The 13,185-nt window shown below is 74.0% G+C and carries 11 protein-coding genes and 1 riboswitch; of the genes, 10 read left to right on the plus strand and 1 reads right to left on the minus strand.

All coding sequences use genetic code 11. The features are described 5' to 3' along the window. Window positions 1-219 precede the first annotated feature (219 nt). From ATJ97_RS12770 to ATJ97_RS12815, 10 genes are all read left to right on the plus strand, one after another. Window positions 220-3,249, plus strand: coding sequence for a Na+/H+ antiporter subunit A (locus ATJ97_RS12770; protein WP_098484070.1), 3,030 nt, complete (start codon window positions 220-222; stop codon window positions 3,247-3,249). Next, the gene (locus tag ATJ97_RS12775; protein WP_098484071.1) at window positions 3,246-3,776 is read left to right on the plus strand and encodes a Na(+)/H(+) antiporter subunit C; all 531 of its coding nucleotides are present in this window, start codon (window positions 3,246-3,248) and stop codon (window positions 3,774-3,776) included. Before ATJ97_RS12770 ends, ATJ97_RS12775 begins: the two co-directional genes overlap by 4 nt. Before the next feature lie 14 nt (window positions 3,777-3,790). Further along, window positions 3,791-5,350: a Na+/H+ antiporter subunit D gene (locus tag ATJ97_RS12780; protein WP_245862851.1), complete on the plus strand. Its 1,560-nt coding sequence runs from the start codon at window positions 3,791-3,793 to the stop codon at window positions 5,348-5,350. Beyond that, entirely contained in the window at window positions 5,347-5,967 is a 621-nt protein-coding gene (locus ATJ97_RS12785; protein WP_098484073.1) for a Na+/H+ antiporter subunit E, read from the plus strand. The genes ATJ97_RS12780 and ATJ97_RS12785 overlap by 4 nt, the downstream gene beginning before the upstream one ends. Next, window positions 5,964-6,548, plus strand: coding sequence for an MrpF/PhaF family protein (locus ATJ97_RS20075; protein WP_211287230.1), 585 nt, complete (start codon window positions 5,964-5,966; stop codon window positions 6,546-6,548). Before ATJ97_RS12785 ends, ATJ97_RS20075 begins: the two co-directional genes overlap by 4 nt. Continuing rightward, the gene (gene mnhG, locus ATJ97_RS12795; protein WP_098484074.1) at window positions 6,545-6,985 is read left to right on the plus strand and encodes a monovalent cation/H(+) antiporter subunit G; all 441 of its coding nucleotides are present in this window, start codon (window positions 6,545-6,547) and stop codon (window positions 6,983-6,985) included. The genes ATJ97_RS20075 and mnhG overlap by 4 nt, the downstream gene beginning before the upstream one ends. Window positions 6,986-7,085: 100 nt before the next feature. Then, the gene (locus ATJ97_RS12800) at window positions 7,086-7,349 is read left to right on the plus strand and encodes a DUF4235 domain-containing protein (protein ID WP_098484075.1); all 264 of its coding nucleotides are present in this window, start codon (window positions 7,086-7,088) and stop codon (window positions 7,347-7,349) included. A 22-nt stretch (window positions 7,350-7,371) separates the two neighbouring features. Continuing rightward, window positions 7,372-7,476: riboswitch (TPP riboswitch) on the plus strand. A gap of 58 nt (window positions 7,477-7,534) precedes the next feature. Next, the gene (locus tag ATJ97_RS12805) at window positions 7,535-8,629 is read left to right on the plus strand and encodes a thiamine ABC transporter substrate-binding protein (RefSeq protein ID WP_098484076.1); all 1,095 of its coding nucleotides are present in this window, start codon (window positions 7,535-7,537) and stop codon (window positions 8,627-8,629) included. Then, a complete protein-coding gene (locus tag ATJ97_RS12810) occupies window positions 8,629-10,308 on the plus strand; it encodes an ABC transporter permease (protein ID WP_098484077.1) in 1,680 nt (559 codons plus the stop codon). Before ATJ97_RS12805 ends, ATJ97_RS12810 begins: the two co-directional genes overlap by 1 nt. After that, on the plus strand, window positions 10,302-11,453 hold the full coding sequence (locus tag ATJ97_RS12815) for an ABC transporter ATP-binding protein (protein ID WP_098484078.1): 1,152 nt from the start codon (window positions 10,302-10,304) through the stop codon (window positions 11,451-11,453). The genes ATJ97_RS12810 and ATJ97_RS12815 overlap by 7 nt, the downstream gene beginning before the upstream one ends. Here ATJ97_RS12815 and ATJ97_RS12820 read toward each other — a convergent pair. Continuing rightward, on the minus strand, window positions 11,435-13,183 hold the full coding sequence (locus ATJ97_RS12820) for a bifunctional 3'-5' exonuclease/DNA polymerase (RefSeq protein ID WP_245862481.1): 1,749 nt from the start codon (window positions 13,181-13,183) through the stop codon (window positions 11,435-11,437). The two genes, ATJ97_RS12815 and ATJ97_RS12820, sit on opposite strands and share 19 nt — an antisense overlap. Window positions 13,184-13,185: the final 2 nt, after the last annotated feature.

Consider the following 13,185-nt stretch of genomic DNA (forward strand, 5'->3'; position numbering starts at 1 on the left):
ACGGCGCGGCCCGCGCCCCGGGCCCGGACCGTCCGCCGGCCGGGACGTACCTCCCCTCCGTCTCCCAGGCGGTGGACGCCGCCGGGCCGGCGCGCAACTCGGTTGCTAAAGTGGTTCCCGATCCCCTGTCCGCACCAGCTTCGGTGCCTGGGCCTGCTCGTCCGCCGGGTTGCACGGGGCGTACTGACCTGACCGAATACCGAGTTCTCGGAGCGGCCCGTGCTGCAGTTGCTGACGATCCATCTGGTTGCGGCCCTGCTCGCGCCCGTGATCGTCGGCCGCTTCGGGCGCCGGGCGTTCATCGCGCTGGCCGCGGTGCCCGCCGCCGCGGCGGTGTGGGCGGCGACGCAGACCTCCCACGTCCTGGCCGGTGACTACCCGTTCCAGTCCGTGCCGTGGGTCCCGGCGCTCGACATCGAGCTGGTGTTCCGGCTCGACCCGCTGTCCTGGCTGATGGTGCTCGTCGTCGGGGGCGTGGGGGCGCTGGTCCTCGTCTACTGCGCCGCCTACTTCTCGGCCACGGCGACCGCCCTCGGCCGCTTCGCCGGCGTCTTCGTCGCGTTCGCCGGCGCGATGCTCGGCCTGGTGATCACCGACAACTCCCTGATGCTCTACGTCTTCTGGGAGCTGACGACGGTCTTCTCGTACCTGCTGATCGGCCACTACCACGAGCGCCAGTCCTCCCGGCGTGCGGCCATGCAGGCCATCCTCGTCACCACCCTCGGCGGCCTCGCCATGCTCGGTGGCCTCATCGTCCTCGGCGAGGTCGACGGCGGCTCCTACCGCATCAGCGAGCTCGTGGCCTCGGCGGCCTCCGGCCAGCTCGGCGCCGGCGCCCCGCCCGCGCTCGTCCCGGTCGCCGTCGGCGCCATCCTCCTCGGAGCCCTGAGCAAGTCCGCCCAGGTCCCCTTCCACTTCTGGCTCCCGGCCGCGATGGCCGCCCCGACGCCGGTCAGCGCCTACCTGCACGCCGCCGCCATGGTCAAGGCCGGCGTCTACCTCGTCGCCCGCCTCGCGCCGGGACTGGCAGACCTGCAGGTCTGGCGGTGGATGGTGGTCGGCCTGGGGGTGCTCACCCTGCTCGTCGGCGGGTACCGGGCCCTGCGCCAGCACGACCTCAAGCTGGTCCTCGCCTTCGGCACCGTCTCCCAGCTGGGGCTGATCATCGTCCTCGTGGGCCACGGTGATCGCGCCGTCGCCCTCGCCGGCCTGGCGATGCTGCTCTCCCACGCCCTCTTCAAGGCGTGCCTGTTCCTCCTGGTCGGTGTCATCGACTGGTCGGTCGGCACCCGTGACCTGCGCCAGCTCTCCGGCCTGGGCCGGCGGATGCCGGTCGCGGCGGTCGCGGCCGCCATCGCCGTCGCCTCGATGGCCGGCATCCCGCCCACGCTCGGCTACGTCGCCAAGGAGGCGGCGCTCGAGTCGCTGGTGCACCTCGGCACCGGCGCCGACCTGTGGGTGCTCGCCGCGGTGGCCCTGGGCTCCGTCCTCACCCTGGCCTACGGGCTGCGGTTCTGGTGGGGCGCCTTCTGGGACAAGCCCGGTGTCGCCGAGCCGGAGGCGCAGCGCACCTCGCGCCTGATCATGGCGTCGCCGGTGGTGCTCGCCGCTCTCAGCCTCGGCCTGGGCCTGGTGCCGGGCACGCTCGAGCGCTACCTCGCCCCCTACGCCGACACGTACCCCGGCGAGGCCGGGCACCTGACCCTGTGGGGCGGCTTCGGGGCGGCGTTGGCGATCACCGTGGGCATCGTCGTCCTCGGTGTCGCGATGTTCGTCTGGCGCCGGCCGGTCGAGCGGTTCCAGCGGTCCTTCCGGGACGTCGAGGGCGCCGAGGGCGCCTACCGCAGGACGCTGCGCGCGCTGGACAACGTCTCCGCGGACGTCACCGCCCTGACCCAGCGCGGTTCCCTCCCGGCGTACCTGTCCACCGTCCTCATCACGGTCGTCGTGGTCGTCCTCGGTGCCGCCACGGTGAGCGGCGTGCTGTGGCCCGAGCGCGTCCGCGCCTGGGACAGCCCGGCGCAGCTGGCGACCGCCGTCGTCATCGCCGTCGCCGCGTTCCTCACCGCCCGGGCCCGCCGCCGCCTCAAGGCGGTGCTGCTGCTCGGGGTCTCCGGCTACGGGATCGCCCTCCTCTACGAGCTCCACGGCGCCCCGGACCTGGCGCTGACCCAGGTGCTGGTCGAGACCGTCACCCTCGTCGTCTTCGTCCTCGTCCTGCGCCGCCTGCCGGCGTACTTCTCCAACCGTCCCCTGGCCACCTCACGCTGGTGGCGGGCCATCCTGGGCGCCGCCGTCGGGATCACCGTCGCGGCGCTGGGAGTCATGGCCGCCGGCAGCCGGGTGCACGACCCCGTGTCCGTGGCCTACCCGGAGGAGGCGTACCAGTACGGCTACGGCAAGAACATCGTCAACGTCACCCTCGTGGACATCCGCGCCTGGGACACCATGGGGGAGATCTCCGTGGTCCTCGTGGCCGCCACCGGCGTCGCCTCCCTCGTCTTCCTGCGCACCCGCATCGGGCACATCGACCGCGCCGTCGACGCCCGCCGCACCCCGCTGTGGGTGCGCGGCCAGGGTGAGACCCACGGCGGGGCGCGCCTGCGCAGCGGACTGCTGACGAAGCCCCAGAAGGGCCGGGTCCCCGGCCGCGGCCGGACGTGGCTCAGCGCGGGCTCCACGGTGGCCCCCCAGCGGCGCTCGGTCATCTTCGAGGTCGGCACGCGGATGGTGTTCCACACCATGCTCGTGTTCTCGCTCTTCTTGCTGTTCGCGGGGCACAACGCCCCCGGCGGCGGGTTCGCCGGCGGGCTCGTGGCCGGCATCGCCCTCACCGTGCGGTACCTGGCGGGCGGGCGCTACGAGCTCGGCGAGGCGGCCCCCGTCCACCCCGGGCACCTGCTCGGCACCGGGCTGTTCCTCTCCGCCGGCGCCGGCGCCGTGCCCGTCCTCTTCGGCGGGACGATCCTGCAGTCGACGATCATCGACGTCACCCTGCCCGTCTTCGGCGACGTCCACCTGGCCACCGCGCTGTTCTTCGACATCGGCGTCTACCTCGTGGTCGTCGGCCTCGTGCTGGACATCCTGCGCTCCCTGGGCGCGGAGGTGGACCGCCACGGCGAGGTCGAGGGCAACCAGGCGCCCGACGTCGCCTTCGACGACCCGGTCCACGTCCGCGACGACGCCGTGCCGGCGCCCGACGCGAGGCGCGAGGACGAAGCCCTGAGCCGGCGAGGAGGTGCCCGATGAACATCGACATGGCCCCGAACCTGTCCCTGGTGGTGCTCGTCGCCGTCCTCGTGGGCACCGGCGTCTACCTGCTGCTCGAGCGGTCGCTGAGCCGGGTCATCATCGGCATCGCCCTGATCAGCAACGGCGTCAACGTGCTCATGCTCGTCGCCGGCGGCAGCGCCGGCGGGCCGCCGCTGCTCGGCGAGACGGCCCCGGAGGACATGTCCGACCCGCTGCCCCAGGCGATGGTGCTCACCGCCATCGTCATCACGCTCGGCATGACCGCCTTCCTGCTGGCGATGGCGTACCGGTCCTGGCAGCTCAACGGCCACGACGAGGTGCAGGACGACCTCGAGGACCGCCGGATCGCCCGCCGCGCGGCCCGTGACGAGCTGTCCGAGCGCGTCACCGACGACTCCGGCGCCACCCTCGCCGAGGACGCCGCGGACACGCGGGACGAGACCGCCCGCGGCGAGGACGAGCACGCCCGGGTGGGGCACCACCCCGCTGCCCTGGGCGCCGACGACGAGGAGGCCAAGCCGTGACCTGGCTCGTCGCCATGCCCGTTGTCCTGCCCCTGATCGGTGCAGGCCTCGCCCTCGCGATGGCCCGGCACCCGCGGGTGCAGGGCGTCGTCTCCGTCTCCGTGCTGACCATCGTGCTCGGCATCTCGGTGGCGCTGCTCGTGATGGTCGACTCCGGGCCGATGGTGCTCGACGTCGGCGGCTGGGCCGCGCCCGTGGGCATCTCGCTCGTGGTGGACCGGCTCGCGGCCCTCATGCTCGTCGTCTCGGTCACGGTCACGCTGGCCGTCCTGGTCTACTCCCTCGCGCAGGGCGTGGCCGACGGCGACGAGGGCGCCCCGCTCGCCGTCTACCACCCGACGTTCCTCGTGCTGTCCGCGGGGGTCTCCAACACCTTCGTCACGGGCGACCTGTTCAACCTCTACGTCGGGTTCGAGATCCTGCTGGCGGCGAGCTTCGTGCTCATCACGCTCGGCGGCACGCGCGACCGCATCCGGTCGGGCACGATCTACGTGGTCGTCTCGCTGATCAGCTCGGTGATCTTCCTCGTGGCGATCGCCCTGATCTACGCCGCCACCGGCACCGTGAACCTGGCCCAGCTCGCCGTGCGGCTGCCCGAGATCGACCCGAACATGCAGCTGATCCTGCAGCTGATGCTGCTGGTGGCGTTCGGCATCAAGGCCGCCGTCTTCCCGCTCTCGGCCTGGCTCCCGGACTCCTACCCGATCGCGCCCGCACCGGTCACGGCGGTGTTCGCCGGGCTGCTCACCAAGGTCGGCGTGTACGCGATCATCCGTACCCAGGTGCTGCTCTTCCCGGACGGGCGGCTCGACGACCTCCTCAAGGTGGTCGCGCTGGCCACGATGGTGATCGGCATCCTCGGCGCCGTGGCGCAGGAGGACATCAAGCGTCTGCTGTCCTTCACCTTGGTGAGCCACATCGGCTTCATGATCTGGGGCATCTCCCTGTCGACCGAGGCGGGCCTCTCGGCGGCGATCTTCTACGTCGCCCACCACATCACCGTCCAGACGGCGCTCTTCCTGGTCGCGGGCCTCATCGAGCGGCGCGGCGGGACGACGTCGCTCGTGCGGCTGGGGTCGCTCGCCCGCGTGGCCCCGCTGCTGGCCGTGCTGTTCTTCGTCCCGGCCATGAACCTCGGCGGCATCCCGCCGATGAGCGGCTTCCTCGGCAAGGCTGGCCTGATCGAGGCGTCCGCCCAGGACGGTGCGGGCCTGTCCTACGCGCTGATCGTCGGCGGGCTGGTGACCTCGCTGCTGACCCTCTACGCGATCGCGAAGACCTGGAACATGGCGTTCTGGCAGGAGGCCCCGGAGCCGCTTCCCGACACCGACACCCCGAGCGGCATGGTGGGGCCGGCGGCTGGGCTGGTCGTCTTCTCGCTGCTGCTGGCCGTCCTCGCCGGCCCGCTCTACGACTACACCGACCACGCCTCGCGCGACCTGCGCGCCCGGGTCCCGTACATCGTCTCCGTCCTGCCCGAGCACGGGCGCGGCACCGGCCAGTCGCCCGAGGTGACCGAGGAGGGCCGGCGCGGGGAGCCGGAGAGCCAGAGCACCTCAGGGGAGGACCGATGAGCAACCCGACGGGCGCCCCGACGGCCGACCGCCGGCGCCAGCGCTGGCCGCGCAGCTCCTGGGGCATGCTCGCCTGGCTGACCGCGGTGTGGGTGCTGCTGTGGGGCGACATCACGCTCGCCAACGTCGTGGCCGGGCTGGGCATCGCCCTCCTCGTCACCACGCTGGCGCCGCTGCCGCGGACCCCGTTCGACGGCCGCTTCCGCCCGTGGGGCGTCACGCGCCTCATGGTGAAGTTCGCGTACGACGTCGTCGTCGCCTCCCTCCAGATCTCCTGGATGGCGCTCACCGGGCGGAAGCCCCAGGGGGCGGTGATCCGGGTGCGCCTGCGCTCGCACTCCGACACCTACCTCACCGCCACCGCCGGGTTCACCTCCCTGGTGCCGGGCTCCATCGTGGTCGAGGCCCACCGCGTCACCGGCACCCTGTACATCCACGTCTTCGACGTCCGCCTGCACGGCGGGCTGGACACCGCCCACCGGATCGTCCTCGAGCAGGAGGAACGGATCCTGCGGGCCGTCGCCTCCCGCGAGGAGCTCATCGACGCCGGCTACGTGCCCGGCTCCTCGCCCCGGGCCGGACGCATCACGAAGTCGGCCGGGGAGGTGCGGCGATGACCTCGACCGTGCTGTTCGCGTACTGCCTCGTCGTGCTCGCGATCGCGGCGCTGGTGGCCCTGACCCGGATGGAGAAGGGGCCCACCATGCTGGACCGCGTGGTGTCCCTCGACGTCGTCACCGCCGTCGTCCTCGGCGCCGTCGCGCTCATCAGCGCCCGCACCGCGCGCACGGACCTCGTCCCGGTGCTCGTGGTGCTGTCGATCGTCGGCTTCGTCGGTTCCGTGACCATCGCCCGCTTCGCCGCCGTCGAGGCGCCCGAGGAGGCCCGGATCCTCACCAAGGAGGAGCTCGCCGAGGTCCTCGCGCAGCAGCGCGCGCTCAGCGACGAGGACGCACCGGTCCACGACCCCGACGCCGACAACGACGACGAGCGCGAGGACCAGGAGGACGACGACGCCGCCGAGGCCCGCGCCGTCGACGCACGCCTCGACGCCGGCCCGGACGACGGGACGCGGGACGGACCGGACGACGGGGCGGGCGGCGGTGAGGGCACGGAGCCGATCGACCAGAGGACCGCCCCCAACCCCGACCCTGACGTCAAGGGCGGGGCGGCACCCGCGGGGGAGGAGGACCGATGAGCTGGACCGACGTGGCCGACGTGGCGGGGACCGTCCTGCTGGTGCTCGGCTCCACCCTCACGCTGGTCGCCGCCATCGCGATCCTGCGCTTCGACGACCTGCTCTCCCGGATGCACGCCGCCACCAAGCCGCAGGTGCTCGGCCTGGTGATCATGATGGCTGGTCTCGCGCTCACCGTGCGCAACCCGGTGGTCGTCTGGACGCTCGTGCTGGTGGTGGCGTTCCAGCTCATCACGGCGCCGATCTCCGCCCACATGGTCGGCCGGGCCGGCTACCGCACCGGCAAGGTCGACTCCGAGGCGCTGGTCGTCGACGAGCTGACCGAGGACCTGCGCGCCTCCGACGAGCTCTCCGACGAGGAGGTCGAGCGCCGCATCGCCGAGCTCAACCGGGACCTCGATCGCCCGGACGGCGGCAGGGCCCCCGAGAGGCGCTGACCGGCCCGCGAGCCCGCCATGCAGGTCGCCGGTGCGTCAGGCATGATCGAACCGCACGCAGGCGCCGCCCGCGACGCTGCGAACGACTGAGGAGTACCGCATGGACATCGGCTGGAGAGCCGTCAGCACCGGGGCGACGATCGCCGCCACGTTCATCACCACCAAGGCGGTCAGTGCCGGCTGGAAGGCCGTCACCGGCCACGAGCCGCCGACCGACGAGGACGACCCTGACGTCGAGTGGTGGGAGGTCATCGCGTTCACCGTGGTCTCCGGGGCGCTCCTGGGCCTGGCCCGTCACCTCGCCCTGCGCGGTGCCACCAAGTTCTACGGCGGTCCGGTGGAGAAGCGCATCGACCAGGTGTGAGTCCCGCGGTGCTAGGGTGCCGGTGAGACGACAGGGGAGCGCCGGAGGGCGCTGAGAGTGCGGACATCCGCAGACCCTCGAACCTGCACCGGTTAGCACCGGCGAAGGAAGTCGGGACACCTCTCCCTGCGGCTGGCGCGCCCGCGCCCGTCGCAGCCCCTCCTGCATCCTGGGAGGACGCACTGATGACCAGCACCACGCGCCGCCGCCTCGCGCGGACCACCGCGGCCACCGCCGCCGCCGCGCTCGCCCTGGCGGGCTGCAGCCTCGGCGGCGGGGACGACGGCGGAGCGGCCGCCGACGGGACGGGCAGCTCGACCGGCGGCGGGAGGCTCACGGTCGTCACGCACGACTCCTTCCACCTCAGCCAGGACCTCCTCGACCAGTTCGAGGCCGACACCGGCTACCAGCTCGAGATGGTCGCCCCCGGCGACGGCGGAGCACTGGTCAACCAGCTGATCCTCACCGCCGACTCCCCGCTCGGGGACGTCGTCTACGGGATCGACAACTCCTTCGCCGCCCGCGCGATCGACGCGGGCGTGCTGGAGCCCTACACCTCCGAGAAGCTGCCCGCCTCCGCCGAGCAGTACGCCGCCGACGACTCCGGCTCGCTCACCCCTGTCGACATGGGCGACGTCTGCCTCAACGTGGACCACCGGTGGTTCGCCGAGAAGGGGGTCCCGGAGCCCACCACCCTGGAGGACCTCACCGAGCCGGCGTACAAGGACCTCCTCGTCGTCACCAACCCCGCGACCTCGTCGCCGGGCCTGTCCTTCCTGCTCGCCACGGTCGGCGCGTTCGGCGAGGACGGGTGGCAGCAGTACTGGAAGGACCTCAAGGCCAACGGGGTCAAGGTCGTCGAGGGCTGGTCCGACGCCTACTACGTCGACTTCTCGGGCTCCGAGGGCGCCGGCCCGCGCCCGATCGTGCTCTCCTACGCCTCCTCGCCCGCCGCGGAGGTGCCCGAGGGCGGCGGTGAGCCGCGCACGGGCGCCATGCTCGACACCTGCTTCCGGCAGGTCGAGTACGCCGGGGTCATCGCGGGCGGCCAGAACGAGGCGGGCGCGCACGCCTTCATCGACTTCCTCCTCTCCCCGGAGGTCCAGGCCGACATCCCCGGGCAGATGTACATGTACCCCGTCGACGACACCGTCGAGCTCCCCGCCGCGTGGGCCGAGCACGCCCCCCTCGCCGAGCACCCGTTCACCGTCGACCCGGCGACCATCAACGCGCACCGCGAGGACTGGATCGCCACCTGGTCCGACATCGTGACCGGCTGATGGTCCGCCGGCTGGGATGGGCGCTGGCCACGGCGGTGCCGCTGGTCTTCCTCGGTGTCTTCTTCGCCTGGCCCGTCCTCGCCATCGTCGGGCGGGGCTTCGTCTCCGACGGCGCCCTCGACCTCAGCGCGTTCGCCGACGTCTTCACCCGGTCACGGACGTGGCGGATCGTCGGCCTCACGCTCGCGCAGGCGAGCCTGGGCACGGCCCTGTCCGTGCTCCTGGGCCTGCCCGGGGCGTACGTGCTCTACCGGTGCCGCTTCCGTGGCCGCGCGCTGGTGCGCGCGTTCGTCACGGTCCCGTTCGTGCTGCCCTCCGTGGTGGTCGGCGTCGCGTTCCGGGCGCTCCTCGCCGAGGGCGGCCCCCTGGGGTTCCTCGGCCTGGACGGCACCTTCGCCGCGATCGTCGCGGCGCTCGTCTTCTTCAACTACGCCCTCGTCGTGCGCATCGTCGGCGGCATGTGGCAGCGGCTGGACCCGCGCGCCGAGGAGGCGGCCCGCGCCCTGGGCGCCTCGCCGGCCCGCGCGTTCCGCACGGTGACGCTGCCCGCGCTCGCCCCGGCGATCGCCTCCGCGGCGTCGATGGTGTTCCTGTTCTGCGCCACCGCGTTCGGGGTCGTGCTCGTGCTCGGCGGGATCCGGTTCGGCACCATCGAGACCGAGATCTGGATCCAGACCACCCAGTTCCTCGACCTGCGCGCCGCCGCGGTCCTCTCGGTGGTCCAGCTCGTCGTCGTCGCGGCCGCCCTCGCCCTCGCGGGGCGCAGCCGCCGCCGGCAGGAGCGGGCCCTGCGGCTGCGCACCGACGCCGACACCGGGCACCGGCTGACGCTGGTCGCCCGGCGCGGCGGCGGGCTCCGGCCGGGACCGGACGCGCTGCCCGCCGCCCTCACGGCCGCCGTCGTCGTCGGGCTCCTCGGCCTGCCGCTCGCCGGCCTGGTGGTGCGGTCCTTCCGCACGCCCGACGGCGGCTGGGGGCTGGCCAACTACGTCAACCTGGGCACCACCGGCGGGGACAACGCCCTGACCGTCACCGTGTGGGAGGCCACCGAGAACTCCCTGCGCACCGCCGTCGACGCCACCGTCATGGCCGTGGTGGTGGGGACCCTCGTGGCGCTCGTCGTCTCCCGCCGGCCGCGGCGCCGCGCCGCCCGCCGGGCCGTGAACCTGTTCGACGCGCTGTTCATGCTGCCCCTGGGCGTCTCCGCCGTGACGGTCGGGTTCGGGTTCCTCATCACCCTGAACCGCCCGCCGCTGGACCTGCGCACCTCCGCGGTGCTCGTGCCGATCGCCCAGGCGGTGGTCGCGGTGCCGATGGTCGTGCGCACCGTGCTGCCGGTGCTGCGCGCGATCGACCCACGGCTGCGCGAGGCCGCCGCGACCCTGCGGGCGTCGCCGGGCCGGGTCCTCGCCACCGTCGACGGCCCGTTCCTCGTCCGGGCGCTCGGGCTGGCCATCGGGTTCGCGTTCGCCGTCTCCCTCGGAGAGTTCGGGGCGACGTCGTTCCTGGCCCGCCCCGACCGCCCCACCCTGCCCGTGGTGATCTTCCGGCTCATCGGCCGGCCGGGCGCCGAGAACTACGGCATGGCGATGGCGGCGGCCGTGCTGCTGGCCGTGCTGACCGCGACCGTGATGGGCGTGGCCGAACGGCTGCGCACGAAGGAGGCGACCGAGTGGTGAGCGAGCGGGGCCTCGCGGTGCGTGACCTGGTGGTGCGGTACGAGGGGGCGGGGAAGACCGCGACGACGGCGGTCGCCGGGGTGGACCTGGACGTCGCCGTCGGCGAGATCCTCGCCCTCCTCGGGCCGTCGGGGTCGGGCAAGTCGTCCCTGCTGCGGGCCGTCGCCGGGCTGGAGCCCGTGGCCGCGGGGTCGGTGTCCTGGGACGGGCGGGACGTGACGAACGTGCCCGTGCACCGGCGCGGTTTCGGCCTGATGTTCCAGGAGGGGCAGCTCTTCCCGCACCGCTCGGTCGCCGGCAACATCGCGTACGGGCTGGCCATGTCCGGGGTCCCGCGCGCCGTGCGGGCGCGGCGGGTGGCGGAGCTGCTCGAGCTCGTCGGCCTGGAGGGCTACGGCCCCCGGGCGGTCAGCACCCTCTCCGGCGGGCAGGCGCAGCGGGTGGCGCTGGCCCGCTCGCTCGCGCCGGAGCCGAAGCTGCTGCTGCTCGACGAGCCGCTCTCCGCGCTCGACCGCGGGCTGCGGGACCGGCTCACCGCGGAGCTGCACGACATCCTCCGCCGCACCGGCACCACCGCCCTGTACGTCACTCATGACCACGACGAGGCGTTCACCGTGGCCGACCGGGTGGCCGTGATGATCGACGGTCACCTGGCCCAGGTGGACGAGCCGGCCCGGCTGTGGCGCGTGCCGGCTGACCGCAGGGTCGCGGCGTTCCTGGGGTACGGGCCGTTCCTGCCCGCAGAGACGCGCAACCACGTCGCCGTGACGTCGCTGGGGGAGGTGCCCCTGCGCGGGACGATCGCGTCCGGCACCTCCGCCCCGGCCCAGGCGTCAACCGGGTCCGCGGCTGCGCCCGCGTCCACCGGCCCGAGCGGCCGCGTCGTGGTGGGCCTGGGGCCCGGCGCCCTGCAGGTGGTGACGGGTGAGGGCTGGGCCGGCGGGCACGACGTCGAGGTGCCGGCGGTGGCGACCCGGTTCGTGCGGGGCCGCACGGAGGTGGACGTCCTCCTGCCCGACGGGACCGCGGCGACCGCCGTCGCCCCCGGTGCCGTGCAGCTGCCGTCGCACGTGCAGGTGCGTCTCGACCCCGACGCGGCCGTCGTCGTCCCGGCGGAGACGCCCGGTCAGCCGGCCTGCGCGTAGTTCTCCACGACGGCGACGTCGAGCGCGAAGTCGACCGGGAAGTCGCCGAAGAGCAGGCGCCCCGCCACGGCGGCGGACCCGCGGACGGCGGCCGCGACGTCGTCAGCCAGCTCGGCAGGGGTGTGGACGATGACCTCGTCATGGAGGAAGAAGACGAGGTGCGGCCCCGTCGCCGTCCCGTCCGGGGAGGAAAGGTCGCCGCGCGCCGCGCCCATGGACCGCAGCCGCAGCCGGAGCTCCGCCATCCAGCACAGCGCCCACTCCGCGGCGGTGCCCTGCACGACAAAGTTGCGGGTGAACCGGCCCCAGTCGCGCGCCAGCTGCCGGGCGCGCCGGGTGTCCTCGCCGGTGGCGTCGGCGTCGGCCGCGCGGCGCCTCGCCTCCCACCACCTCTCCGGCGGGGGCGGGGAGGTCCGGCCCAGCCACGTGCTGACCACCCCGCCGCGCTCGCCGGTGCGCGCGGCGTCCTCGACGACGGCGGTCGCGCGTGGGTAGGCGCGCAGCAGCCGCGGCATGAGCTGGCCCGCCTCGCCGGTGGTCGCCCCGTAGAGCGCGCCGAGCATCGCCACCTTCGCGCGGGCACGGGTGTCGACGATGCCCTGGTCGACGAGGCCCTGGTACAGGTCGCCGCCCTGCGCCGCCCGCGCCATGGCCGTGTCGTGCGACATGGCGGCGAGCACCCGCGGTTCGAGCTGGGCGGCGTCGGCGACGACGAGCCGCCAGCCGGGGTCGGCCGCGACAGCCGCCCGGACCTGCTTGGGCAGCTGCAGCGCCCCGCCGCCGCTGGTGGCCCACCGGCCGGTGACCACCCCGCCCGGGACGTAGTCGGGGTGGAAGCGTGAGCGGGCGGCGCCCGGCCGGGGGCGCACCCACGTGTCCATCCACGCCCACCCGTTCGCGCTGAGCAGGCGGGAGAGCTTCTTGTACTCCAGCAGCGGCGGGATCACGGGGTGGTCGTGGCGGACCAGCTCCCACTTGCGCGTGGTGGCCACCTCGACGCCGGCCGAGTGCAGCGCCCGAAGGAGCTCGGGCGCGGAGTCGGGGTTCAGGCCGGGGGCGTCGAGGTGCTGCCTGATCTCGGCGGCGAGCGCCTCCACCCGCGGCGGACGTCCGCCGGGGGCGGGACGGGGACCGAGCAGCTCGGTGAGGAGCCGGTCGTGGACGTCGCGGTCCCACGGCAGTCCGTCGTGGGCCATCTCGGCAGCGAGCAGCGCGCCCGCGGACTCGGCGGCGAGCAGCAGGCGGAGCCGGCCGGGCTCGGTCGCGGCCTCCACCGCGGCGTCCTGGCGGACCTGCTCGGCCAGGACGTCCTCGGGGCCGAGCTCAGGGGCGACGGCGTCGAGGAGCGTCGGCTCGTGGTCGGGGTCCGCGGGGTGGTGGTCCCACGGCCCCTCCGGGGACGTGGCGATCTCGGACCCGGCGCTCGCGGCGGCGTGCCGCAGGATCGCGTGGCACAGGCGGAGGTCCTGGCAGCGTTCCACCCGTACGCCGGCGCGCAGGAGCGGCGGGTAGACGGAGGCCGTGTCCGCCCACACCCATCTGGGGCGGTGCGCGGTCTCGAGCTCGCGGACGCGTCCGGGGAGCGCCGCGGCGGGTACGGTCCCACCCGCCGGCGTGTCTGCGGCGACCCGTCCCGCGGCGCCCGCACCACCTTCCCGGCCGGCCTCGGCGCTGTCAGGGAGCGGGCGCAGCTGCGCGCCGCCGTCGACGGTCGAGACCAGGATCCTCACCG

This window comes from Georgenia soli (genome assembly GCF_002563695.1).
In the GTDB taxonomy this organism is placed as follows: Bacteria; Actinomycetota; Actinomycetes; order Actinomycetales; family Actinomycetaceae; genus Georgenia; species Georgenia soli.

Excerpts from the sequence above, each read along its gene's own strand:
- ATJ97_RS12775 (WP_098484071.1), top strand. The coding sequence starts at position 3,246 with ATGAACATCGACATGGCCCCGAACCTGTCCCTGGTGGTGCTCGTCGCC.
- ATJ97_RS12780 (WP_245862851.1), top strand. The coding sequence starts at position 3,791 with ATGCCCGTTGTCCTGCCCCTGATCGGTGCAGGCCTCGCCCTCGCGATG.
- ATJ97_RS12785 (WP_098484073.1), top strand. The coding sequence starts at position 5,347 with ATGAGCAACCCGACGGGCGCCCCGACGGCCGACCGCCGGCGCCAGCGC.
- ATJ97_RS20075 (WP_211287230.1), top strand. The coding sequence starts at position 5,964 with ATGACCTCGACCGTGCTGTTCGCGTACTGCCTCGTCGTGCTCGCGATC.
- mnhG (WP_098484074.1), top strand. The coding sequence starts at position 6,545 with ATGAGCTGGACCGACGTGGCCGACGTGGCGGGGACCGTCCTGCTGGTG.
- ATJ97_RS12800 (WP_098484075.1), top strand. The coding sequence starts at position 7,086 with ATGGACATCGGCTGGAGAGCCGTCAGCACCGGGGCGACGATCGCCGCC.
- ATJ97_RS12805 (WP_098484076.1), top strand. The coding sequence starts at position 7,535 with ATGACCAGCACCACGCGCCGCCGCCTCGCGCGGACCACCGCGGCCACC.
- ATJ97_RS12810 (WP_098484077.1), top strand. The coding sequence starts at position 8,629 with ATGGTCCGCCGGCTGGGATGGGCGCTGGCCACGGCGGTGCCGCTGGTC.